The organism is Maribacter aquimarinus (genome assembly GCF_047345505.1).
Taxonomy (GTDB): domain Bacteria; phylum Bacteroidota; class Bacteroidia; order Flavobacteriales; family Flavobacteriaceae; genus Maribacter.
In genome coordinates this window covers 5876-29628 of sequence record NZ_JBLFEO010000006.1, presented here as the reverse complement: position 1 = coordinate 29628, position 23753 = coordinate 5876, and the positions used below count along the sequence as shown (strand labels likewise).

18 protein-coding genes, 5 tRNA genes and 1 pseudogene are annotated in these 23753 nt (G+C 50.3%); 23 read left to right on the top strand and 1 reads right to left on the bottom strand.

From position 1 onward, the window contains the following. Positions 1–57 precede the first annotated feature (57 nt). From ACKWCC_RS05920 to ACKWCC_RS05815, 22 genes are all read left to right on the top strand, one after another. On the top strand, positions 58–285 hold the full coding sequence (locus tag ACKWCC_RS05920; RefSeq protein ID WP_413994990.1) for a PspC domain-containing protein: 228 nt from the start codon (positions 58–60) through the stop codon (positions 283–285). A 389-nt stretch (positions 286–674) separates the two neighbouring features. Continuing rightward, a complete protein-coding gene (locus tag ACKWCC_RS05915; RefSeq protein WP_413994989.1) occupies positions 675–2747 on the top strand; it encodes an amino acid carrier protein in 2073 nt (690 codons plus the stop codon). Between the two features lie 11 nt (positions 2748–2758). Beyond that, positions 2759–3634, top strand: coding sequence for a ComEA family DNA-binding protein (locus ACKWCC_RS05910; RefSeq protein WP_413994988.1), 876 nt, complete (start codon positions 2759–2761; stop codon positions 3632–3634). 4 nt (positions 3635–3638) lie between these two features. After that, positions 3639–4805: an acyl-CoA dehydrogenase family protein gene (locus ACKWCC_RS05905; protein ID WP_413994987.1), complete on the top strand. Its 1167-nt coding sequence runs from the start codon at positions 3639–3641 to the stop codon at positions 4803–4805. Positions 4806–5005: 200 nt separating this feature from the next. Continuing rightward, positions 5006–5200, top strand: coding sequence for a 30S ribosomal protein S21 (gene rpsU / locus ACKWCC_RS05900; protein ID WP_413994986.1), 195 nt, complete (start codon positions 5006–5008; stop codon positions 5198–5200). A 133-nt stretch (positions 5201–5333) separates the two neighbouring features. Continuing rightward, a complete protein-coding gene (locus tag ACKWCC_RS05895) occupies positions 5334–6227 on the top strand; it encodes a tyrosine-type recombinase/integrase (protein WP_413994985.1) in 894 nt (297 codons plus the stop codon). Between the two features lie 55 nt (positions 6228–6282). Beyond that, positions 6283–6585 carry a ribosome hibernation-promoting factor, HPF/YfiA family gene (gene hpf, locus ACKWCC_RS05890; protein WP_413994984.1) on the top strand — a complete coding sequence of 101 codons (303 nt, stop codon included), beginning with the start codon at positions 6283–6285 and terminating at the stop codon, positions 6583–6585. A gap of 100 nt (positions 6586–6685) precedes the next feature. After that, a tRNA-Thr gene (locus tag ACKWCC_RS05885) sits at positions 6686–6762 on the top strand. Between the two features lie 249 nt (positions 6763–7011). Then, a tRNA-Tyr gene (locus ACKWCC_RS05880) sits at positions 7012–7093 on the top strand. A gap of 19 nt (positions 7094–7112) precedes the next feature. Next, positions 7113–7185 (top strand) — tRNA-Gly (locus tag ACKWCC_RS05875). A 128-nt stretch (positions 7186–7313) separates the two neighbouring features. Next, positions 7314–7385: transfer RNA gene (locus ACKWCC_RS05870), tRNA-Thr, on the top strand. 54 nt (positions 7386–7439) lie between these two features. After that, positions 7440–8627 (top strand): elongation factor Tu, encoded by a 1188-nt coding sequence (gene tuf, locus ACKWCC_RS05865; RefSeq protein ID WP_413994983.1) that lies wholly within the window; start codon positions 7440–7442, stop codon positions 8625–8627. A 116-nt stretch (positions 8628–8743) separates the two neighbouring features. After that, positions 8744–8816 (top strand) — tRNA-Trp (locus ACKWCC_RS05860). Positions 8817–8969: 153 nt separating this feature from the next. Beyond that, on the top strand, positions 8970–9158 hold the full coding sequence (gene secE, locus ACKWCC_RS05855; RefSeq protein ID WP_413994982.1) for a preprotein translocase subunit SecE: 189 nt from the start codon (positions 8970–8972) through the stop codon (positions 9156–9158). A 12-nt stretch (positions 9159–9170) separates the two neighbouring features. Next, entirely contained in the window at positions 9171–9722 is a 552-nt protein-coding gene (gene nusG, locus ACKWCC_RS05850) for a transcription termination/antitermination protein NusG (protein ID WP_413994981.1), read from the top strand. A gap of 68 nt (positions 9723–9790) precedes the next feature. After that, entirely contained in the window at positions 9791–10228 is a 438-nt protein-coding gene (rplK, locus tag ACKWCC_RS05845) for a 50S ribosomal protein L11 (protein WP_152576104.1), read from the top strand. Between the two features lie 20 nt (positions 10229–10248). Continuing rightward, positions 10249–10938 carry a 50S ribosomal protein L1 gene (gene rplA / locus ACKWCC_RS05840; RefSeq protein WP_413994980.1) on the top strand — a complete coding sequence of 230 codons (690 nt, stop codon included), beginning with the start codon at positions 10249–10251 and terminating at the stop codon, positions 10936–10938. A gap of 27 nt (positions 10939–10965) precedes the next feature. Further along, entirely contained in the window at positions 10966–11481 is a 516-nt protein-coding gene (gene rplJ / locus ACKWCC_RS05835) for a 50S ribosomal protein L10 (protein WP_413994979.1), read from the top strand. A gap of 49 nt (positions 11482–11530) precedes the next feature. After that, positions 11531–11911: a 50S ribosomal protein L7/L12 gene (rplL, locus tag ACKWCC_RS05830; protein WP_413994978.1), complete on the top strand. Its 381-nt coding sequence runs from the start codon at positions 11531–11533 to the stop codon at positions 11909–11911. A 145-nt stretch (positions 11912–12056) separates the two neighbouring features. Beyond that, on the top strand, positions 12057–15866 hold the full coding sequence (rpoB, locus tag ACKWCC_RS05825) for a DNA-directed RNA polymerase subunit beta (RefSeq protein WP_413994977.1): 3810 nt from the start codon (positions 12057–12059) through the stop codon (positions 15864–15866). A gap of 57 nt (positions 15867–15923) precedes the next feature. Next, positions 15924–20222, top strand: coding sequence for a DNA-directed RNA polymerase subunit beta' (gene rpoC, locus ACKWCC_RS05820; protein WP_413994976.1), 4299 nt, complete (start codon positions 15924–15926; stop codon positions 20220–20222). A 113-nt stretch (positions 20223–20335) separates the two neighbouring features. Continuing rightward, positions 20336–20647 (top strand): DUF3467 domain-containing protein, encoded by a 312-nt coding sequence (locus ACKWCC_RS05815; RefSeq protein WP_413994975.1) that lies wholly within the window; start codon positions 20336–20338, stop codon positions 20645–20647. Positions 20648–20681: 34 nt separating this feature from the next. Here ACKWCC_RS05815 and ACKWCC_RS05810 read toward each other — a convergent pair whose 3' ends face one another. Next, on the bottom strand, positions 20682–22274 hold the full coding sequence (locus tag ACKWCC_RS05810; RefSeq protein WP_413994974.1) for a peptide chain release factor 3: 1593 nt from the start codon (positions 22272–22274) through the stop codon (positions 20682–20684). 457 nt (positions 22275–22731) lie between these two features. On the opposite strand from ACKWCC_RS05810, the pseudogene ACKWCC_RS05805 reads away from it, so the two are divergent. Beyond that, positions 22732–23753: pseudogene (locus tag ACKWCC_RS05805) on the top strand (hypothetical protein); the annotation flags it as partial.

The window sequence follows — 23753 nt, the reverse complement described above, 5'->3', positions numbered from 1 at the left end:
CCATGCGAAGGATGGCTCCCGCACCCCATCATTGACCAAAAAAGTAAATTGGAACCGATGAAAACCTTTTACGAGCTTCTGCACTATCTCCAAAAAAGGGGGTTTGAGGTCTGCCGGCGCATAGCGGAGCGTATGGGCATTCGTACGCGGGTGGTTAGGACCACGTTCATCTATCTCACTTTTGCCACCCTTGGCTTTGGTTTTGCCCTTTATCTCTTTTTGGCCTTTTGGCTCAAGATCAAGGACCTCGTTTACACCAAAAGAACGTCTGTTTTTGACCTTTGAGCATCTTCGTTCGGCCTCGTGCCAAGAGCTGTTGGGTCCGCTGGGGAATTTCCCTTATGGCGGTGATGGGGGTGACGTGCTACCTGCCATATCAGGGAACACCTCCGTAAAGATGCCCTTTGTCTCAAGGCGGGCACCAAGACCACGGTGGCATTCTCCAAAACGGGGCCCGTTGGCACGGTCCGCGCCCTTCCCATAAACCGAACGGGGAGATGGGTGTGCAGCCCGGGACCAACGCGATGGTTTTTCGCAGCTCCCAGTAGATCAGCACCCTAGACGCCGTGTTTCGTTTGCCCTGACAAGTAATGTGGACATTAATTTGATTGCGTTGATTTTTTTTATGATATTGCCCTTCAAGACCAATTCAAATGCGTAAAGAACAAAGAAGAATGAAGATGTTAACCGCCGTGCTGGCCCTATTTTGCGCTGCACTGGCCTTTTCCCAGGAACTTACCGTAACGGGAAAGACCTACAACCCAAGCAACAAGATCAATGATGGGGTCATTGAGCTCAAGGTGCGCGGTGGAGCACCACCTTATATCTTTAAATGGAGCAACCAGGATACGCCCCTCACCTCCAAAAGGGCTTCCGGACTCGTGGAGGGAATATCTTACAGTGTAGTGGTCACCGATGCCAAGGGCACGGCCGTGACCAAGGTCTTTAAGGTAAAGACCGAGGCCATAACGGAGGTCTTCAACGGGGCCATGACACCCGCTGTGGGCGCCTTGGGTTCCGTGCTCTTTTGGGATCCCTTTGCCGCCCTGGGCATTTATGATCCCGTGGCCTATGCCGATGCGGAACGCATCCCCATTCCCAATTGGTCTCCCGAAATGGATAACAAATACATCCTGGATAAATGGCTTAAGGGCGAAGGCGACAAGGTGAAAAGGGGAGACGCCATTGCGATCATCTCCAGTACAAAGGAAGGCAAGCAGACCATAGCGGCAACGGCCAGCGGAAACTTGAAGCAACTTACCAAAGAGGGGAACGTCATCTATAATTCAGAAAACCAGGAACACATCATAGAACAGGGTGCCCATTATTTTGCGGAGATCAAATATGACGACCCCGAGGTGATCACCCATCCCAACGGCGACCCCGTGGAAAAAAGCATCCCGTTCATTGTGATCTGGTTGGTACTGGGTGCTACCTTTTTCACCATAAGGATGGGCTTCATCAACATCCGCGGGTTTAAACATTCCATTGACTTGGCCAAGGGCAAATACGACAATCCGGATGCTCCTGGACAAGTGACCCATTTCCAGGCCCTTGCCACTGCGGTGTCCGGTACGGTGGGCCTGGGCAACATTGCCGGGGTGGCCGTGGCCGTTTCCCTGGGTGGTGCCGGGGCCACGTTCTGGATGATCGTCTGCGGCCTCCTGGGCATGTCCTCCAAATTTGTGGAATGCACCTTGGGCGTAAAGTATCGGGACATTCTTCCGGATGGCCGTGTTTTTGGCGGCCCCATGAACTACCTCCGCTACGGTCTGGAAAAGCGCAACATGAAGGGATTTGGAAAAGTATTGGCCGGTATCTTTGCCGTCTTGGCCGTTGGCGCCTCCTTCGGTGGCGGCAACATGTTCCAGGCCAACCAGTCCTTTGAGCAATTGGCCGGTCAGTTTCCTGCCCTGGTAGGCAATGGCTTCTGGTTTGGCCTGGTCACGGCCATCCTCGTGGGCGTGGTGATCATTGGGGGCATCAATAGCATTGCCAAGGTCACAGGCCGGGTGGTGCCCATTATGGCATCCATTTATATCGTGGCCGCCTTGGCCGTCATCATTATGAACATACAGAACATCGGGCCCGCTTTTTCGGCCATTATAGACGGTGCCTTCAATCCTTCTGCCCTCAAGGGCGGCATCATCGGGGTTTTGGTGGTGGGCTTCCAGCGGGCGGCCTTTAGCAACGAGGCAGGTGTGGGCTCCGCGGCCATAGCCCATAGTACCGCTAAGACCAACCACCCGCCATCCGAGGGTTTTGTGGCCCTCTTGGAACCCTTTATAGATACCGTGGTGGTCTGTACGTTAACGGCTTTGGTGCTCATCTTTACCGGTATGCACGAGGTGGAGGGTATGGCCGGCGCACAGTTGACCTCCGATGCATTTGCCAGTCAGATTTCCTGGTTCCCCTATGTCTTGGCCCTTGCGGTGTTCCTGTTCGCCTTCAGCACCATGATCTCTTGGTCGTATTATGGCATGCGGGCTTGGACCTACCTATTTGGAAAGAGCAAAAGGACCGAGTTTGTTTACAAAATCGTCTTTCTGGTCTTTGTGGTCATCGGTGCTTCAGTGAGCTTGGGCGCCGTCCTGGACTTCTCGGACATGATGATCTTGGCCATGTCCTTCCCCAACATCATTGGGCTGTACATCATGTCCGGGGAAGTGAAAAAAGACCTGGGCGATTACCTGGTGAAGCTCAAGGCCAACAAACTGTTCAAAAAACAGCGGGAGGCTACCCCCTAAGGCCCTGTGCAATGGAAAAGTTCAAATCCCATTTTCGGTTCAACAAACAGGAACGAAATGGGATTTTTTATTTGTTGCTCATTTTGGTGTTGCTGCAACTAGGACATTACGTGCATGACCATTGGGCAAGGGGGCCGGCCGAGGTCTTTAAACCGGACAACGAGACCCAGGCCAGTGTGGACGCCCTCAAGGAACGGGCGCGCCTTGCCGATACCCTGAGGCGGTACCCTTTTAACCCCAATTATGTTTCAGACTACAAAGGTTACACCTTGGGCATGTCCGTGGAGGAGCTGGACCGCCTGCACCAATTTAGGGAAGCTGGGCGTTTTGTGAACTCCGCGGCGGAGTTCCAAGAGGTCACCGGAGTGGGAGACTCCCTGTTAAGGGCGCTTGCGCCCCTTTTTAAGTTTCCGGAGTGGACAACCTCCCGCCGCAGTTCAAAAAAAACGGGGGAAAAGCGCGCAACATCAAGGGAGGCATTGGCCAAAAGGGATTTGAACGCCGCCACTGCGGAAGAGCTCAAAGAAATCCATGGCATTGGGGACAAGCTCTCCCAGCGGATCGTCAAGTTTCGGGAACGCTTGGGGGGGTTCTTGGTGAAAGGGCAATTGTACGAGACCTACGGTTTGGACAAAGAGGTGGCCGATCGGGTTTTTGAACGTTACGGGCTGCCCAATCCGCCCAAGATCCAAAAGCTGGACGTGAATAGCGCAACGGCCCAGGAGTTGGCCCAATTGGTTTATATTGATTGGTCGTTGGCACGTGCCATTGTAGATTACAGGATAAGCAACGACAGTATCGCTTCCCTTGACGAATTATTGCGGATTAAGGATTTTCCGTCCCACAGGATTGATAGAATTAAGCTATATTTGACGGCAAAAAAATAGCGCTATGCAAAGTTTGTACTTCACTGAAGAACATCATTTATTTAGAGAGAGCCTAAAGAGTTTTTTACAGAAAGAAGTGGTGCCGCACGTGGACGTTTGGGAGGAAAACGGCACCATTGATGCCGCCATTTGGAAAAAGTTTGGGGAAATGGGCTACTTTGGCCTTGCCACGCCCGAAAGCCATGACGGATTGGGCCTTGATCTTTTCTACACGGTTATCTTCTTGGAAGAATTGCAGAAAATCAACTCTGGGGGTTTCGCCGCGGCCATGTGGGCCCATGAATACCTGGCCATGACCCATCTCAACAAAAATGCCAACGAGGACCAAAAAAGGGCCTATCTGGTGCCCAGTGTGCACGGCGAAAAAGTGGGGTGCCTTGGCGTTACCGAACCCTTTGGCGGCAGCGATGTGGCCGGGATGCGCACCACGGCACAACGCAAAGGAGACCACTACATCATCAATGGGTCCAAGACCTTTATCACCAATGGGGTGTATGGCGACTACATTATCCTGGCGGCAAAAACGGACCCCAAATTGGGCAACAAGGGCATTAGTCTGTTCATTGTGGACCTGGACAGTGAGGGCGTTACCGCAAACAAGCTGAACAAGCTTGGCTGGAGGGCGTCGGACACGGCAGAACTGGCGTTTGACAATGTTTCCGTGCCGGCGGCGAACCTGCTCGTGGAAGAAGGCAAGGGATTTACGCTCATTATGGAGGCCTTTGCCCTGGAGCGGCTCATCATGGGCATCAACGCCCATGCCCGTGCGGAGCATGCCATGGACTATACCTTGCAGTACATGTCCGAAAGGCAAACCTTTGGCAAGACCATAGACCAGTACCAGGCCCTGCGCCACCGGTTGGTGGACATGCATGCCGACCTTGAACTCTGTAAAATGTACAACTATGGGGTGGTCCAAAAGATGGAAAAAGGGGAGTATGTGGTGCGCGAGGCCACCATATCCAAATTGAAGAGCACTAAAATGGCCGACGAGGTCATTGACAATTGCCTGCAATTTCTGGGCGGTTACGGCTATATTGAAGATTATCCCTTGGCCAGGATGTTGCGAGACAGCAGGTTGGGCCGCATAGGTGGCGGAACTTCCGAAATCCTAAAGGAGATCATTGCCAAGATCGTCATTGACAAAAAGGAGTATCGCACGGCCAAATAACGGCCCCGACCTGGTGCTCTTGTTTTAGGTGGCACAAGCAAAAAGGAACAGGGCAGGGAGTTGCACTTGCCTTCCGTGGGGCAGTGAAGGGGTATGGCCGTCAACCAAGAGTTGGGGCAAGTTATAAAAAAGGGGTTGTGCATGTGAAAATTGTTTTTATCTTTGCCGGCCTAATCACTAAAGAAAGGAGGTTGTAGCCAATGTTAATAATACCGATAAAAGAAGGAGAGAACATAGATAGGGCTTTGAAGCGTTTTAAGCGTAAGTTCATCAAGACAGGAACCATGAAGCGCTTGCGAGAGCGCCAGGAGTTTACCAAACCCTCCGTGGCCCGTAGGGCACAAATTCAAAAAGCAGAATACATTCAAGAGCTTCGCGATCGTGAGAACGGTTAAGCTTTGCTCGGAATGAAAAGATAAATCCCGCCGGAAATGGCGGGATTTTTTTTGTCCAAGACAATAGCCCCGTGCTTTTGGCATTTTATGGGCCAACCCTACCAGTTTTAAAGAGGGTTTGCTACCTTTGGGTATGTCGCTAGCAAAATTTAAGGCCTATCTGGGCTTGGAAAAGCAGTATTCTTCCCACACCATAACCGCCTATGGACGGGATGTGGAAACCTTCGCCGAACATTGTGGCAAGGAACACGGCATCCAATCCCTTTCCGAGGTGTCCTATCCCATGGTTCGCCATTGGATCGTGGGGCTGGCCGAGAGCGGCATGTCCAACCGGGCGATCAACAGAAAGATGGCCTCCTTAAAAGCCTATTACAGGTTTCTTCAAAAAGCGGGCCTTTTGGAGCGCAATCCTTTGGCCAAGCACAGGTCACTCAAAGTGGAGGCCAAGGCAGAAGTGCCATTTTCCGAAAAGGAAATGGAGCGGGTGTTGCGGGCCATTGTATATCCGGAAGGTTTTGAGGGCAGCAGGGATCGCTTCATGATCAACCTAATGTACACCACCGGGGTGCGCCGTGCAGAGCTCATAAACCTCACCTTGGGCCATGTGGGCCCAGATGACCTTTCCATAAAAGTGCTCGGGAAAAGGAACAAAGAGCGGATACTTCCCTTCCTTGCGGAGACAAGGACGCTTTTTAAAGAATACATGGAGGTCCGGAACGCAAAGGGGATCGGGTTGGGAAACCATCATGTCTTCGTGACCAACAAAGGCAATAAATTTTACGAAACCCTTGTTTATAGAATAGTAAATAAGTACTTTCAGGGAGTATCCACCAAAGTGAAAAAGAGTCCCCACATACTGCGCCACACCTTTGCCACCCACTTACTGCGCGGGGGTGCCGATCTAAACTCGGTAAAAGAGCTTTTGGGGCACGGTTCCTTGGCCTCCACCCAGGTGTATGCCAGCAATGATATTGCCACCTTAAAAAAGGTGCACGCCATGGCCCATCCCAGAAATGTGAACAAATAGACAAGTTTAACCCTTCTAGCATCCCAAACGGGAGCTGGAAACAAAACCACCATGCATGAAAGTAAACGCGCAATCCGTAAATTTCAATGCCAATCCGGAACTCATTCATTTCCTACAGCACCGAATGGACAAGCTGGAGACCTTCTACGATAAGGTCATCCATTCCGATGTGTTCCTAAAGGTTGAAAACACCAGTTCAAAAGAGAATAAAATTGTGGAGATCAAAGTAAAAGTGCCCAAGGACCATTTCATGGTAAAAAAGCAATGTCGAAGCTTTGAGGAAGCCGTGGACTCTGCCTGCAATTCCTTGGAGCGGAAGCTAAAAAAGATGAAGGGAAAACACAGCCCCAGGGCCTAGTCAATTTTTTTTAAAATTTATTTTGATAAAGCAAATAAATCAATACATTTGCAGTCCGTTAGAAATAACGGGCTTTTTTATGCTTTAAAGTGTGGAAAATGCCGATGTAGCTCAGCTGGCTAGAGCAGCTGATTTGTAATCAGCAGGTCGTGGGTTCGAGTCCCTCCATCGGCTCCAAAAAAAGCATCCAAGATGCCTGTTTAAAGGAACAGGGCAGCATTGGGGCCCTGTATGAAGAGTGGGCGAAAACGTTCATAACATATTGATTTTGAAAAAACATTGGGGAGATACTCAAGCGGCCAACGAGGGCAGACCGTAGGTTTGCGTTCATGGTTTTCGCAGGTTCCCCCGAAGCCTCGGGGCTGCTCTCCCTGGACAAGGTGAAAACAAGAGCACGTTCATAACATATTGATTTTGAAAAAACATGGGGAGATACTCAAGCGGCCAACGAGGGCAGACTGTAAATCTGCTGACTATGTCTTCGCAGGTTCGAATCCTGCTCTCCCCACTTTTTCATCATTTTTTTTGCGGGAGTAGCTCAGTTGGTAGAGCGTCAGCCTTCCAAGCTGAATGTCGCCGGTTCGAACCCGGTCTCCCGCTCTAAAAAAACCTCCACAGCCTGCCCTTGGTTCGCTGTAACCGTGATCTGGACGCAACTTGGCCCAATGCCAAGGTTTGGATACGCTCTTGGCGCCCGGCCAAGCAAGATGGGTTTTTTAGGAGGGCATGCCGGTGTAGCTCAGGGGTAGAGCGTTTCCTTGGTAAGGAAGAGGTCACGGGTTCAATTCCCGTCATTGGCTCAATTAAGGTATAAATTTGTACACTAATATAAACTAAGATTAAATCAATTAAAAATGGCAAAGGAAACTTTTGATCGTTCCAAACCGCACCTTAACATAGGTACCATTGGACACGTGGATCACGGTAAAACTACATTGACTGCCGCCATCACCACCGTTTTGGCAAACGCAGGCTTATCTGAGCTAAGAAGCTTTGATTCTATTGACAATGCTCCGGAGGAGAAGGAAAGGGGTATTACCATCAATACATCTCACGTTGAGTATCAAACGGCCAACCGTCATTATGCACACGTAGATTGCCCAGGTCACGCGGATTACGTAAAGAACATGGTAACGGGTGCCGCACAGATGGACGGTGCCATTTTGGTGGTTGCCGCCACGGACGGTCCCATGCCACAGACACGCGAGCACATCCTTTTGGGCCGCCAGGTTGGCATTCCAAGAATCGTGGTCTTCTTGAACAAAGTGGACATGGTGGATGACGAGGAGCTATTGGAACTTGTTGAGATGGAGGTAAGGGAATTGCTTTCCTTCTATGAGTACGATGGAGACAATGGGCCCGTAATCTCCGGATCTGCCTTGGGCGCCCTCAACGGCGAGCAAAAGTGGGTAGATACCGTTATGGAGCTTATGGATGCCGTGGACAACTGGATCGAATTGCCAAAGCGCGATGTGGACAAGGATTTCTTGATGCCCGTTGAAGATGTGTTCACCATCACAGGTCGTGGTACCGTGGCCACTGGTAGAATAGAGACCGGTATAGCCAATACGGGAGATCCCGTTGAAATCATTGGTATGGGGGCCGAGAAGCTTACTTCCACCATCACCGGGGTAGAGATGTTCCGTAAGATTTTGGACAGGGGAGAGGCCGGTGACAACGTTGGTATCTTGCTAAGGGGTATAGAAAAATCCCAAATCAGCAGGGGTATGGTAATCTGTAAGCCAGGTTCCGTTAAGCCGCACGCCAAGTTTGAAGCTGAGGTGTATATCCTTAAGAAAGAAGAAGGTGGCCGTCACACGCCATTCCACAACAACTACCGTCCCCAGTTCTACGTTAGGACAACGGATGTAACCGGTAACATTGCCCTGCCATCCGGTGTTGAAATGGTAATGCCTGGAGACAACCTTACCATTACGGTAGACTTGATCCAACCCATCGCCTTGAGCGTAGGTCTTCGTTTCGCCATCCGTGAAGGTGGTAGAACCGTGGGTGCTGGCCAGGTGACCAAGATCTTGGATTAAAAGAATGTAAATCCTAGTTTATTGCATATTAAGGGTGTCCGTCATATTTCTTTTTGGCGGATACCTTTAAATGTAAATGGAAGTGGTCATATGGCAGATGCTGGCATGGGCCAAATACGGGTGTAGCTCAGTTGGTAGAGCACTGGTCTCCAAAACCAGGTGTCGGGAGTTCGAGTCTCTCCTCCCGTGCATTATTTGCACAAATCAGTACTGTTTGCTTTCATGCAGGGTAGCGCTTGGTTCAGGATAGGCCATGATTTCAATGACCTCCCGATGGCGATGAAACGAGACCTTTTGCAAGTTTACAGCCCCAGGGATGGGGTCATCTAAACCAGAATGAAAATGTTGACATATATCAAGGAATCTTACGAAGAGCTCAAGAACAACGTTTCGTTGCCACCACGTGCGGAATCGTACAACCTTATGGTCATTGTTGCCGTTTTCTCCATTATTTTTGCATTGGCAACCTGGGGCGTGGATACCGTTTTCAGTGAGATCATAAAACTATACTTTGAAAACGTACTAAACTAAGAAGCCAAAGCTATGTCAGAGGTATTGGAAAAGAAATGGTATGTGGTCAGGGCCGTGAGCGGTCAGGAAAACAAGATCAAGGGATACATAGAGAGCGAGGTGGAACGCCACGGCTTCTCCGATTATCTGGAAGAGGTCCTTGTGCCCATGGAGAAGGTGGTGCAGATAAGGAACGGCAAAAAGATAAACAAGGAAAAGGTGTTTTTTCCCGGATACATAATGGTCAAGGCCAATCTGGGAGGGGAAATGATACACATTATCCGGTCCATTACCAATGTCATAGGATTTTTGGGCGAGACCAAGGGAGGGGATCCCGTGCCCTTGCGCAAGAGCGAAGTAAACAGAATGTTGGGCAGGGTAGATGAATTGGCCGTGAACACCGATGCGGTGGCCATACCGTTCACCTTTGGTGAAACAGTGAAGGTGATAGACGGGCCCTTCAACGGGTTCAACGGTACCGTGGAGAAGATCAACGAGGAGAAGCGCAAGCTGGAGGTCATGGTGAAGATCTTTGGGAGAAAGACCCCCTTGGAGCTCAGTTACATGCAAGTAGAAAAGATTTAAAGATAATTGTTACACTTTTTAGACATTGTGTTGCTTCCAAGAACACAATCTCAATTTAAACAGAAACAATGGCAAAAGAAGTAGGTAAAGTAGTTAAACTACAAGTTAGGGGAGGTGCAGCGAATCCGTCGCCACCGGTTGGACCCGCCTTAGGTGCTGCCGGTGTTAACATCATGGAGTTCTGTAAGCAGTTCAATGCGAGGACACAGGACAAACCGGGCAAGGTATTGCCCGTTGTTATCACGGTATATAAAGACAAATCTTTCGATTTTGTCGTAAAGACACCGCCAGCGGCAGTTCAATTGATGGAAGCAGCTAAGATTAAAAAGGGATCTGGCGAGCCTAACCGGGTAAAGAACGGTAATGTCACTTGGGATCAGATCAAGACCATTGCCGAGGACAAAATGGTGGACCTCAATGCGTTCACCGTAGAATCCGCAATGAGTATGGTGGCGGGCACGGCAAGGTCAATGGGCCTTAAAGTGGCCGGAAAGCGACCTTTTTAAAATCTTATAAAGCAATTTAAATGGCAAAGTTGACAAAAAAGCAAAAAGAGGCCCATTCCAAATTGGAGAAGGACAAATTGTACTCCTTGGAAGAGGCCGCTGCTTTGGTGAAGGAAATCACCAAAACCAAATTTGATGCCTCCGTGGATCTGGCCGTTCGCTTGGGTGTGGATCCCAGAAAAGCGAATCAAATGGTGCGCGGGGTTGTTACCCTTCCTCACGGAACGGGCAAGGACGTCAAAGTGTTGGCCCTGGTAACCCCGGACAAGGAGGCAGAGGCCCAAGAGGCCGGGGCCGATTATGTTGGGCTGGACGAGTATCTTGAAAAAATCAAGGGAGGATGGACAGACGTGGACGTGATCATCACCATGCCCAGTGTCATGGGCAAACTGGGTCCATTGGGCCGCGTGTTGGGTCCAAGGGGCCTAATGCCCAACCCCAAGACCGGAACCGTGACCATGGATGTGGCCAAGGCCGTTGGTGAGGTAAAAGCGGGAAAAATTGATTTTAAAGTGGACAAGACAGGAATAGTGCATGCCGCCATCGGCAAGGCCTCCTTTCCCGCAGAAAAAATCAAGGACAACGCCCAAGAGCTTTTGGACACCCTGACCAAGTTGAAGCCAACCGCTGCAAAAGGAGTGTACATGAAAAGTATCTTTATGTCCAGCACCATGAGCCCCAGCATCCAGTTGGATCCAAAATCCATTTAAGACCAGGCCCAGTTAAGAAAAGCAATTATGACAAGAGAAGAAAAAGCAACAGTTATAAAAGATCTGACTGCGCAGTTGGCAGAGAGCTCCACCATTTACCTTACGGACATCTCTGGAATGAATGCCAAGTCCACCTCAGATTTGAGAAGGGCTTGCTTCAAGGCAGGCATTAAGTTGGCAGTGGTAAAGAACACCTTGCTTGCAAAAGCAATGGAAGCTTCCGAAAAGGAATTTGGCGAATTGCCAGAGGTGTTGAAGGGAAGCACCTCCCTGATGTTCTCCGAAACAGGGAACGCACCGGCAAAATTGATCAAGAACTTCAGGAAGAAAGCAGACCGCCCCATGTTGAAAGGTGCCTTTGTAGAGGAGGCCGTTTACATAGGGGACGAGAATCTGGAAGCCCTGGTGAGCATCAAGTCCAAGGAAGAGATGATCGGGGAGATCATTGGCTTGTTGCAATCACCGGCCAAGAACGTCATCTCCGGACTCAAGTCCGGTGGAGGCAAACTTGCGGGGATCCTCAAGACCTTATCAGAAAAATAAGAACGCACTTAAACTAATTTATATTTAAAATTTCATTAAACGATAGAAAATGGCAGATTTAAAAGATTTCGCAGAACAGTTGGTTAACCTTACGGTAAAAGAAGTAAACGAGTTGGCCGATATATTAAAGGATGAGTACGGTATTGAGCCCGCAGCTGCCGCAGTTGCCGTTGCCGCCGGTGGTGGTGGTGATGCCGGTGGCGAGGCCGCCGAGGAGCAGACCGAATTCGATGTTATTTTGAAAGCGGCCGGAGGCTCTAAATTGGCTGTGGTGAAATTGGTGAAAGAGTTGACAGGTCTTGGTCTCAAAGATGCCAAGGACATTGTGGACAGTGCACCGAAAGCAGTTAAGGAAGGCATTACCAAAGACGAGGCCGAAGGCATCAAAAAATCCTTGGAAGAAGCTGGAGCAGAAGTTGAGCTTAAATAACAGCAACAAACATAACCCCGGGTTTCCCGGGGTTGGTTTAGGTCTTTTTTCGCCCCGGCGAAGCTAGACCTAAACCTGTTTTTAGATTGGGCGTATAAAGGTATGCGCCACCCCGTAATACTCACGATCAAAACACCGTCCGTAGATGTTCACAAATCAGACTGAAAGAATAAGTTTCGCTTCGGCCCACAATACACCGAACTACCCCGATTTTTTGGATATACAGATCAAATCCTTTCAAGACTTTTTCCAGTTGGAAACCAAGTCGGACGAGAGGGGAAATGAAGGCTTGTACAACACCTTCATGGAAAACTTTCCCATAACAGATACCCGAAATCAATTCGTTTTGGAGTTTCTGGATTATTTCATCGATCCGCCCAGGTATTCCATCCAGGAGTGTATTGAGCGTGGATTGACCTACAGCGTACCCCTAAAGGCACGCTTAAAACTGTATTGTACCGATCCGGAGCATGAAGATTTCGAGACCATCGTACAGGACGTTTACCTGGGTACCATCCCCTACATGACGCCCAGCGGTACGTTCGTGATCAATGGGGCAGAACGTGTAGTGGTGTCACAGTTGCACCGCTCCCCGGGTGTTTTCTTTGGGCAATCTTTCCACGCCAACGGTACCAAGCTGTATTCGGCCAGGGTAATTCCTTTCAAAGGCTCTTGGATCGAGTTTGCCACGGACATCAACGGAGTCATGTACGCCTACATAGACAGGAAGAAAAAATTGCCCGTGACCACTTTGTTCCGGGCCATTGGTTTTGAACGCGATAAGGACATCCTTGAGATTTTTGACCTTTCTGAAGAGGTCAAGGTGTCCAACACCGGCCTAAAGAAGGTCTTGGGACGCAAACTGGCCGCCAGGGTCTTGAACACTTGGCACGAGGATTTTGTGGACGAGGATACCGGCGAGGTGGTTTCGATCGAACGGAACGAGATCATATTGGACCGCGACACCGTCCTGGAAAAAGAGCACATTGCCGAAATCCTTGAGGCAGACGTGAAGACCATTCTTTTGCACAAGGAGAACAATGCGCAATCAGATTATGCCATTATTCACAATACCCTGCAAAAGGACCCCACCAACTCCGAAAAAGAGGCGGTGGAGCACATCTATCGTCAACTTAGAAACGCGGAACCGCCCGATGAGGAAACGGCACGGGGCATCATAGACAAACTGTTTTTCTCCGACCAGCGCTACAACCTGGGCGAAGTGGGCCGCTACCGGATGAACAAAAAGTTGGGCCTTGATATTGGAATGGACAAGCAAGTGCTTACCAAGGAAGATATCATCACCATCATAAAATATTTGATCGAGCTCATCAATTCCAAGGCAGAGATCGATGATATCGATCACCTCTCCAACAGGCGCGTGCGCACCGTGGGAGAGCAGCTTAGCTCGCAGTTTGGTGTGGGACTGGCCAGAATGGCACGTACCATCCGTGAGCGTATGAACGTAAGGGACAACGAGGTGTTTACCCCAATTGACCTGATCAATGCCAAGACGCTTTCTTCGGTGATCAATTCATTTTTCGGTACCAACCAGCTCTCCCAGTTCATGGACCAGACCAACCCGCTGGCCGAGATTACCCATAAAAGAAGATTGTCCGCACTGGGACCGGGCGGACTTTCCCGGGAGCGCGCCGGGTTCGAGGTGCGGGACGTGCACTATACCCACTACGGCCGTCTGTGCCCCATTGAAACCCCTGAAGGGCCCAACATTGGGCTTATTTCCTCCCTATCGGTATTTGCCAAGGTAAACCCCATGGGCTTCCTGGAAACCCCCTACAGGAAAGTGGAAGATGCCAAAGTGAACACGGCAGAATACGTTTACCTCAGTGCCGAAGAGGAAGAGGGCATGAAGATCGCCCAGGCCAACATACCGCTCAAGGACAACGGACAGATAGACGCAGAAAAGGTCATTGCCCGCGAGGAAGGGGACTTCCCCGTTGTGGATCCCAATGAAATTCAGTACACGGACGTGGCACCGAACCAGATTGCCTCCATCTCGGCATCCTTGATCCCGTTCTTGGAGCATGATGACGCCAACAGGGCACTGATGGGCTCCAACATGATGCGCCAGGCCGTACCCTTGTTAAAACCCCAGTCGCCCATAGTTGGCACAGGTCTGGAGCGCCAAGTGGCCTCTGATTCCAGGGTGTTGATCAACGCGGAGGGAGACGGCGTCATCCAATATGTTGATGCGGAAAAGATCACCATAAAGTACGATCGCACCGATGAGCAGCGCCTCATTAGTTTTGATGAGGATGAAAAAACCTATTACTTGGTCAAGTTCAGAAAGACCAACCAGGGCACCAACATCAACCTTAAACCCATTGTAAAACGTGGAGACAAGGTAAAAAAGGGACAGGTGCTCTGTGAAGGGTATGCCACTGAAAAGGGCGAGCTGGCCCTGGGAAGGAACCTTACCGTGGCCTTCATGCCCTGGAAAGGATATAATTTTGAGGACGCCATCGTGATCTCTGAAAAGGTGGTTCGGGAGGACATTTTTACCTCCATCCACGTGGACGAATACTCCCTGGAGGTCAGGGACACCAAACTGGGTGCGGAAGAGCTTACCCATGACATACCCAACGTGTCCGAAGAGGCCACCAAGGACCTGGACGAGAACGGGATGATCCGCATTGGTGCGGAAGTGAAGCCCGGGGACATCCTGATCGGAAAGATCACCCCAAAAGGGGAGTCCGATCCCACTCCGGAAGAGAAATTGTTGCGGGCCATCTTTGGGGACAAGGCCGGCGATGTAAAAGATGCCTCGCTAAAAGCATCACCCTCACTGAGAGGTGTGGTGATAGACAAGAAGCTGTTCTCCAGGTCGGTTAAGGACAAAAGAAAGCGTTCCGAGGACAAAGAGGAACTTGCAAAACTGGAGCTGGAGTACGAAGTGAAGTTCCAAGAGCTCAAGGACATTCTCGTGGAAAAGCTCTTTACCTTGGTGAACGGTAAGACCTCTCAGGGCGTCCTGAACGACTTGGGCGAGGAAGTGTTGCCCAAGGGTAAAAAGTACAGCCTAAAAATGCTGAACTCCGTGGACGATTTTGCCCACTTGGTAGGCGGTAGCTGGACCACGGACAAGGACACCAACGCCTCCGTGGCCGATCTTTTGCACAACTATAAGATCAAGCTGAACGACCTTCAGGGAAATCTGAGAAGGGACAAATTTACCATATCCGTTGGCGATGAACTGCCCGCGGGCATCATGAAGTTGGCCAAGGTTTACATTGCCAAAAAGCGAAAGCTCAAGGTGGGGGACAAAATGGCGGGCCGCCACGGGAACAAGGGTATCGTTTCCAGGATCGTGCGCCAGGAAGACATGCCCTTCTTGGAAGATGGAACCCCGGTGGACATTGTGTTGAATCCATTGGGCGTGCCCTCCAGGATGAACATTGGGCAAATCTACGAGACCGTGCTGGGTTGGGCAGGCCTAAAATTGGGCAAGAAATATGCCACCCCAATTTTTGACGGTGCCTCGCTGGACGAGATCAATGCCTACACGGACGAGGCCGGTATCCCAAGGTATGGCCATACCTATCTTTATGACGGTGGCACGGGACAACGTTTTGACCAACCTGCCACGGTAGGGGTCATCTATATGTTGAAACTGGGCCATATGGTGGATGACAAGATGCACGCAAGGTCCATTGGGCCGTACTCCCTCATAACCCAGCAGCCCTTGGGCGGTAAGGCACAGTTTGGTGGCCAGCGCTTTGGAGAGATGGAGGTTTGGGCCTTGGAGGCTTACGGTGCCTCTGCCACCCTGCGCGAGATCCTTACGGTGAAATCCGATGATGTCATCGGCAGGGCCAAGACGTACGAGTCCATTGTCAAGGGCGAGACCATGCCAGAACCTGGATTGCCAGAATCTTTCAATGTACTGATGCACGAACTCAAAGGATTAGGTTTGGACATTAGGCTTGAAGAATAGAAGCGGTTCCCAGAACCTGCAAAACAACATAATTAAACTCATTATCAGCACGCTATTATGGCAAGAATTAAAGATAATAACCCAATAAAAAGGTTTAACAAGATCTCCATAGGTTTGGCTTCGCCCGAAGCCATTTTGGCAGAATCCAGGGGCGAGGTCTTGAAACCGGAGACCATTAACTACAGGACCCACAAGCCAGAAAGGGATGGATTGTTCTGTGAACGCATCTTTGGACCCGTTAAGGATTATGAGTGTGCCTGCGGCAAGTACAAGCGTATTCGCTATCGCGGCATCGTCTGCGATCGCTGTGGCGTGGAGGTCACCGAGAAGAAGGTGAGAAGGGACCGCGTGGGCCACATAAATTTGGTGGTGCCCGTGGCACATATCTGGTATTTCCGTTCCTTGCCCAATAAGATCGGCTACCTTCTGGGGCTGCCCTCCAAGAAATTGGACATGATCATCTATTACGAGCGGTATGTGGTCATACAGCCCGGTATTGCCCAAGGCCCCGAGGGAGAGGAGATCAAGAAAATGGATTTCCTTACCGAAGAGGAATACCTGAACATCTTGGAGACCATCCCGCAGGAAAATCAGTATCTGGAAGATTCCGATCCCAATAAGTTCATTGCAAAAATGGGCGCGGAATGCCTCATTGACCTTTTGGGCAGGATCAATCTTAAAGAGCTTTCCTATGAGTTGCGGCACAAGGCCAACACCGAAACCTCCAAACAGCGCAAGACCGAAGCGTTGAAACGACTTCAAGTGGTGGAGGCATTGCGCGAATCCCAAGACAACCGGGAGAACCTGCCCGAATGGATGATCATGAAAGTGATCCCCGTGATCCCGCCCGAACTGAGGCCCTTGGTACCCCTGGACGGTGGCCGTTTTGCCACTTCCGATCTCAACGATCTGTACAGAAGGGTCATCATAAGAAACAACCGTTTAAAGCGCTTGGTGGAAATCAAGGCGCCCGAGGTGATTTTGCGAAATGAGAAGCGGATGCTTCAGGAAGCGGTTGATTCCTTGTTTGACAACACCCGAAAGGCCTCTGCCGTGAAGACGGAGTCCAACAGGCCCCTAAAATCGCTATCCGATTCATTGAAGGGCAAGCAGGGACGTTTCCGCCAAAACCTATTGGGTAAGCGTGTGGATTACTCCGCGCGTTCGGTCATTGTGGTGGGCCCGGAGCTGAAGCTCTACGAGTGCGGTCTGCCCAAGGATATGGCGGCGGAGCTCTACAAGCCCTTTGTGATCCGTAAGTTGATCGAAAGAGGCATCGTAAAGACCGTAAAATCTGCCAAGAAAATCATAGACAAGAAAGAGCCCGTGGTATGGGACATCTTGGAAAATGTGTTGAAGGGACACCCTGTGTTGCTCAACCGTGCGCCAACCCTGCACCGTTTGGGCATACAGGCATTCCAGCCCAAATTGATCGAGGGTAAGGCCATTCGCCTGCACCCCTTGGTCTGTACCGCATTCAACGCGGATTTTGATGGAGATCAAATGGCCGTGCACCTTCCTTTGGGGCCAGAGGCCATTTTGGAGGCACAGCTGCTGATGCTGGCCTCGCACAACATCCTTAACCCGGCCAATGGATCGCCGATCACCGTCCCTTCCCAGGACATGGTCTTGGGCCTTTATTACATGACCAAAGAGCGGAAATCCACTCCAGAGGTCCCCGTTAAGGGAGAAGGGCTCACCTTTTATTCATACGAGGAGGTGGAAATTGCCTTCAATGAGGGAATGGTAAGTTTAAATGCCGGCATTAAGGTGCGCGCCAAGGACTTTAACGAAGAGGGCGAACTGGTGAACAAGATCATCCCCACCACGGTGGGCCGTGTGCTCTTCAATATGGAAGTCCCTGAGGCCGCGGGGTACATCAATGATGTGCTCAACAAGAAATCCTTGCGGGATATCATTGGAAAAATCCTGGCGGTCACGGATGTGCCCACAACGGCCGATTTCTTGGACAAGATTAAGACCATGGGGTACGACTTTGCCTTTAAGGGCGGTCTGTCCTTTAGCCTGGGCGATATTATCATCCCTGCCGAAAAGCACGAGATGATCGCTGAGGCCAACGGCCAGGTAGATGGCATCATGGCCAACTACAATATGGGACTGATCACCAACAATGAGCGGTACAACCAGGTCATTGACGTGTGGACCTCCACCAACGCCATGCTCACGGAACTTGCCATGAAGCGCATCCGGGAAGACCAACAAGGGTTCAACTCCGTGTACATGATGCTCGATTCAGGGGCAAGGGGCTCCAAAGAGCAGATACGCCAGCTAACGGGGATGCGCGGTCTTATGGCCAAGCCCAAAAAATCTACCGCCGGTGGCGGGGAGATCATTGAAAACCCCATCCTATCCAACTTTAAGGAAGGACTTTCCATTTTGGAATACTTTATATCCACTCACGGCGCCCGTAAGGGGCTTGCGGATACCGCACTGAAAACGGCTGATGCCGGTTACTTGACCAGGAGGCTTGTGGATGTGTCACAAGACGTGATCATTAACACGGAAGACTGTGGTACCCTTAGGGGCGTGGAGGTCGAGGCCTTGAAGAAGAACGAGGAGGTTGTGGAAACCTTGGGCGAACGTATCTTGGGACGTGTGTCCTTGAACGATGTGTACGATCCCATAAGCCAAGAGTTGCTATTGCGGGCCGGGCAGGAAATCATGGAGTCCGATGTGAAAAAAGTGGAAGCTTCCCCAGTGGAACGCATAGAAGTGCGTTCTGCCCTCACATGTGAGGCCCAAAAGGGAATCTGTGCCCAGTGCTACGGAAGAAACCTTTCCACCAACAAAATGGTACAGCGCGGGGAAGCCGTTGGGGTGGTCGCCGCACAGTCCATTGGGGAGCCGGGCACCCAGCTTACCTTGCGTACCTTCCACGTTGGGGGCATTGCAGGGAACATTTCCGAGGATAACAAACTGGAGGCCAAATTTGATGGTGTTGCAGAAATTGAGGACCTACGTACGGTAAAAGGCGAAAATGCGGAGGGCAAGCCCGCCGACATTGTCATCTCAAGAACAAGTGAGGTCAAGGTGGTAGATACCAAGACCGGCATAACCTTGAGCACCAACAACATTCCCTACGGTTCCCAAATATTCATTAAGAATGGCGCCAAGGTGTCCAAGGGAGACGTGCTCTGTACTTGGGATCCCTACAATGGTGTCATTGTTTCGGAGTTCCCCGGTAAGATCGCCTATGAGAACATAGAACAGGGCGTTACCTACCAAGTGGAGATCGATGAGCAAACCGGCTTCCAGGAAAAGGTGATCTCCGATTCCAGGAACAAAAAGCTCATCCCAACCTTGTTGATCCAGGACGGCAAAGGCGAGACATTGCGCTCCTACAACCTGCCCGTTGGTTCCCACATAATGGTGGACGATGGCGACAAGATCAAGGAGGGTAAGATTTTGGTGAAAATTCCACGGAAATCTGCCAAATCCGGGGATATCACCGGTGGTCTGCCCAGGGTCACCGAGCTCTTTGAAGCCAGGAACCCATCCAACCCGGCCGTGGTGTCCGAGATAGACGGTGTGGTCTCCTTTGGTAAGATCAAACGCGGTAACCGTGAAATCATCATCGAATCCAAACTGGGCGAGGTGAAAAAGTACTTGGTTAAGCTTTCCAATCAAATTTTGGTGCAGGAGAACGATTACGTGAGGGCGGGAATGCCGCTTTCGGACGGTTCGATCACCCCAGAGGACATCCTGGCCATTAAGGGACCATCTGCGGTGCAGCAATATTTGGTGAACGAGGTGCAGGAGGTTTATCGCCTGCAAGGTGTGAAGATCAATGACAAACATTTTGAAGTGGTGGTGCGGCAAATGATGCGCAAAGTGCGCATCGTGGATCCGGGAGACACCATTTTCTTGGAGAACCAATTGATCCACAAGGATGATTTTATCACCGAAAACGATGAGGTCTTTGGAAAAAAAGTGGTGATGGAAGCCGGGGATTCAGAGAACCTGAAACCGGGCCAGATCGTAAGTCCACGCGAGCTTCGGGATGAAAATTCCCTGTTAAAGCGCGCCGACAAGACCTTGGTGGAGGCACGGGATGCCGTGGCGGCAACCGCCACACCCATATTGCAGGGCATCACCAGGGCTTCCTTGCAGACCAAATCGTTCATTTCGGCGGCATCCTTCCAGGAGACCACCAAGGTGCTCAACGAAGCTGCCGTAAGCGGTAAAGTGGATACCCTTGAAGGTCTCAAGGAAAATGTGATCGTGGGCCATAAAATCCCCGCCGGTACCGGAATGAGGGACTACGATAGCATCATTGTGGGATCAAAGGAAGAATACGATGAGATAATGGCCAGGAAAGAGGCTTTGAAATTTTAAGTTCAAAAGCCCCCGAACGGGGGCTTTTTCTTTTTGTGAAACCAACTGTGGTCCATTTTGGGCCGGTCTGCCCTGGCACAGGAAAGGTTGCCAACAGATTCAATAAAAAAGACATGTCAGATCAAAACAAAAAACAAAAACAGATCAACATAGAGCTGGACGAAAAGACGGCCGAGGGGGTCTATTCCAATTTGGCCATCATAAACCACAGCGTCTCCGAGTTCGTGGTGGACTTTATCAGCATGATGCCCGGGGCGCCAAAGGCCAAGGTAAAGAGCCGTGTGGTGCTCACGCCCCAGCACGCCAAGAAGTTTTTAAAGGCGCTGGGCGACAATGTGCAGCGTTTTGAGAAGGCCCACGGCACCATAAAGGATTATGAGCAGCCGTCCATTCCCATGAATTTTGGTCCCACGGGAGAAGCATAGAAAACAAACAAAAACGATGGGTACATCGGTTTTTTTATGCTTCAAACTCTGATGTGAAATGGAGTTTTACATTGGGATACTTCTGTTGGGTCATTTGGAGGGAAAATTGGGAATCGGCCAGGAACACCAATTGTCCCCGCTTATCCTTGGCAAGAAACTTTTGTTTCACCCGCTTAAATTCCTTGAATTCCTCGCTTTTTACATCCTTGGTGCTCACCCAACAGGCCTTGTGCACGGGAAAGTTCTCATAACTGCACTTGGCACCGTACTCGTGTTCCAGTCGGTACTGGATTACTTCGAACTGTAAGGCCCCAACGGTCCCGATCACCTTTCTTCCATTGAGTTCCAAAGTGAACAACTGGGCAACCCCCTCGTCCATCAATTGGTCTATGCCCTTGTTCAGCTGCTTGCTCTTCATGGGATCTGCGTTGTTGATGTACCTGAAGTGTTCTGGCGAAAAACTGGGAATTCCTTTGTAGTGCAGTTCCTCGCCCTCCGTCAGGGTATCGCCGATCTTAAAATTTCCGGTATCGTGAAGCCCCACGATGTCCCCGGGGTAAGAGGTGTCCACAATCTCCTTTTTTTCGGCAAAAAAAGCATTGGGACTGGAGAATTTTAACTTTTTTCCCTGCCGTACGTGCAAGTAGGGTTTGTTGCGCTCAAAGGTGCCCGATACAATTTTTACAAAGGCCAAACGGTCCCGGTGCTTGGGGTCCATATTGGCGTGTATCTTGAAGACAAAGCCGCTCATCCCTTTTTCATTGGCCTTTACCAGCCGTTCCTCTGCTTGTTTTGATATGGGCGGTGGGGCAATTTCAATGAAGCAGTCCAATAGTTCCCGCACCCCAAAATTGTTCAGGGCAGAGCCAAAGAACACCGGTTGCTGTTCTGCCCTAAGGTATTTTTCCTTGTTGAAAGGGGGATATACCCCTTGCACCAGCTCAAGGTTGTCCCGCAAGGTGCCGGCCGCCGCTTCACCTATGATGTTTTCCAGTTCAGGGCTGGAAATATCGTCAAAAGCAATGGTTTCATCTATGTTCTTCCGGCTATCGCCACTGAATAGATTAATGTTTTTCTCGTAGATGTTGTAGATGCCCTTGAAGTCGTACCCCATCCCGATCGGGAAACTAAGTGGGGTCACGGAAAGCCCCAATTTCTGTTCCAGTTCATCCAATAGGTCAAAGGCATCGCGCCCTTCCCGGTCCAATTTATTGATAAAGACCAGTATGGGAATATTGCGCATACGGCAAACTTCCACCAGCTTTACGGTTTGTTCTTCCACACCCTTGGCCACATCAATGACCACAATGACGCTGTCCACCGCCGTCAGGGTCCTAAAGGTGTCCTCGGCAAAATCTTTATGGCCCGGGGTGTCCAGGATGTTTATTTTCTTCCCTTTGTAGATAAAGGCCAGCACCGAAGTGGCCACCGAAATGCCCCTTTGGCGCTCAATCTCCATAAAATCGCTCGTGGCACTCTTTTTGATCTTGTTGTTCTTTACAGCGCCGGCTTCTTGGATGGCTCCCCCAAAAAGCAACAATTTTTCCGTTAGGGTGGTTTTTCCTGCATCGGGATGCGAGATAATGCCAAACGTCCTTCTTCTTGCTATTTCTTCCTGAAATCCCATACCACAGATTTAATTTTCAAAAATAAAGCAATTAAAAGGTTTCAGCGATGATTTCTTATGGGAAGATTTGTCATAAAATACGGGTTCGTTGTGACAAAAGGATTAGTTTTGTGTCCAAAATGAAAGAACGTCAAAAATCCTTTTTTATGTAGAACAGACTAGTTTAGAGTAGTTTGCGGAGAATTGTTAACAAGTTATCCGAAATGTACCTGCCATATTTTTATAAAGGCTATCTTGCGTTTTCAAAGCAATCTACGGGAGTCCCAAATCCCGACCATAACCTTCCAAATGCCGTGGTGATCGTTTCAAATAAACAATCATTATGGAAAATAAGTCTAGTGTTGACACAAAGGTGACCTCAAACTTGTTTTGGGGCAAAGCCGTATATGTTATCTTGTTTTGTTGCGGTCCGTTGGTGTTTGGAAACACCCACAACACAAATTGGACATCGTTTAACGTGGATACGGATGGAGATGGCGTTTACGATCACGTGGATATGGATGATGATGGCGATGGCATTTTGGATGTCGAGGAAGATGCCAATCTGGACCATGACAATAACCATACCACCAATCCTACGGATTCGGACGGAGACGGGGTGCCCAATTATTTGGACATAGATTCGGACAATGATGGGATTTTGGACAATGTGGAAGCCCAAACATCGGAAGGCTACATCGCTCCCTGCGGTTTTGACGTTGATGGAAACGGTCTGGACGATTCCTATGAAAATAGGCCGGGATCGTGCGAGGGATTGACGCCCATTGATACGGACGGTGACTCCAGGCCCGATTATTTGGACATAGATTCCGACAATGATGGAATTTTGGACAATGTGGAGGCCCAAGCCTCCTCTGATTACGTGGCCCCTTGTGTTCTGGACACGGACGGGAACGGCCTGGACGATCATTATGAAAGCCATCCCGGTTCGGGAGAAGGCTTGGACCCCATTGATTCCGATGGCGACACGCATTCGGACTTTAGGGACATAGACAGCGACAACGATGGTATTTTAGACAATGTGGAGGCGCAGACTTCCGCAGATTTTATGGCTCCTTGTGGCCTGGACACGGACGGGAACGGCCTGGATGACCATTATGAAAGCCATCCAGGATCTGGTGATGGCCTGGACCCTGTGGATACGGACGGCGACGCCCTTCCCGATTTTAGGGATTTGGATACCGATAATGACGGGATTTTGGACAATGTGGAAGCACAATTGCCCGCTGATTATGTTGCGCCCTGCGGAATGGACCATGATGGGAACGGTCTGGACGACCATTATGAAAGTCATCCCGGATCGGGCGAGGGCTTGACCCCCATTGATACGGACGGAGATTCCAATGGTAATTTTAGGGACATAGACAGCGACAACGACGGCATCCCCGACAACGTGGAGGGGCAGACCACCGATGGCTACGTTGCCCCGAACGATGACGATGCGGCCACCTATGCGTCCAACGACGGGGTGAACAGTGC

Bases quoted from the DNA above. Each gene is read 5' to 3' on its own strand.
- rplJ (WP_413994979.1), top strand. From the start codon at position 10,966: ATGACAAGAGAAGAAAAAGCAACAGTTATAAAAGATCTGACTGCGCAG.
- rplK (WP_152576104.1), top strand. From the start codon at position 9,791: ATGGCAAAAGAAGTAGGTAAAGTAGTTAAACTACAAGTTAGGGGAGGT.
- ACKWCC_RS05920 (WP_413994990.1), top strand. From the start codon at position 58: ATGAAAACCTTTTACGAGCTTCTGCACTATCTCCAAAAAAGGGGGTTT.
- nusG (WP_413994981.1), top strand. From the start codon at position 9,171: ATGTCAGAGGTATTGGAAAAGAAATGGTATGTGGTCAGGGCCGTGAGC.
- rpoB (WP_413994977.1), top strand. From the start codon at position 12,057: ATGTTCACAAATCAGACTGAAAGAATAAGTTTCGCTTCGGCCCACAAT.
- ACKWCC_RS05810 (WP_413994974.1), bottom strand. From the start codon at position 22,274: ATGGGATTTCAGGAAGAAATAGCAAGAAGAAGGACGTTTGGCATTATC.
- ACKWCC_RS05910 (WP_413994988.1), top strand. From the start codon at position 2,759: ATGGAAAAGTTCAAATCCCATTTTCGGTTCAACAAACAGGAACGAAAT.
- ACKWCC_RS05905 (WP_413994987.1), top strand. From the start codon at position 3,639: ATGCAAAGTTTGTACTTCACTGAAGAACATCATTTATTTAGAGAGAGC.
- rplA (WP_413994980.1), top strand. From the start codon at position 10,249: ATGGCAAAGTTGACAAAAAAGCAAAAAGAGGCCCATTCCAAATTGGAG.
- tuf (WP_413994983.1), top strand. From the start codon at position 7,440: ATGGCAAAGGAAACTTTTGATCGTTCCAAACCGCACCTTAACATAGGT.
- ACKWCC_RS05815 (WP_413994975.1), top strand. From the start codon at position 20,336: ATGTCAGATCAAAACAAAAAACAAAAACAGATCAACATAGAGCTGGAC.
- rpsU (WP_413994986.1), top strand. From the start codon at position 5,006: ATGTTAATAATACCGATAAAAGAAGGAGAGAACATAGATAGGGCTTTG.
- rpoC (WP_413994976.1), top strand. From the start codon at position 15,924: ATGGCAAGAATTAAAGATAATAACCCAATAAAAAGGTTTAACAAGATC.
- hpf (WP_413994984.1), top strand. From the start codon at position 6,283: ATGAAAGTAAACGCGCAATCCGTAAATTTCAATGCCAATCCGGAACTC.
- ACKWCC_RS05915 (WP_413994989.1), top strand. From the start codon at position 675: ATGAAGATGTTAACCGCCGTGCTGGCCCTATTTTGCGCTGCACTGGCC.
- ACKWCC_RS05895 (WP_413994985.1), top strand. From the start codon at position 5,334: ATGTCGCTAGCAAAATTTAAGGCCTATCTGGGCTTGGAAAAGCAGTAT.
- rplL (WP_413994978.1), top strand. From the start codon at position 11,531: ATGGCAGATTTAAAAGATTTCGCAGAACAGTTGGTTAACCTTACGGTA.
- secE (WP_413994982.1), top strand. From the start codon at position 8,970: ATGTTGACATATATCAAGGAATCTTACGAAGAGCTCAAGAACAACGTT.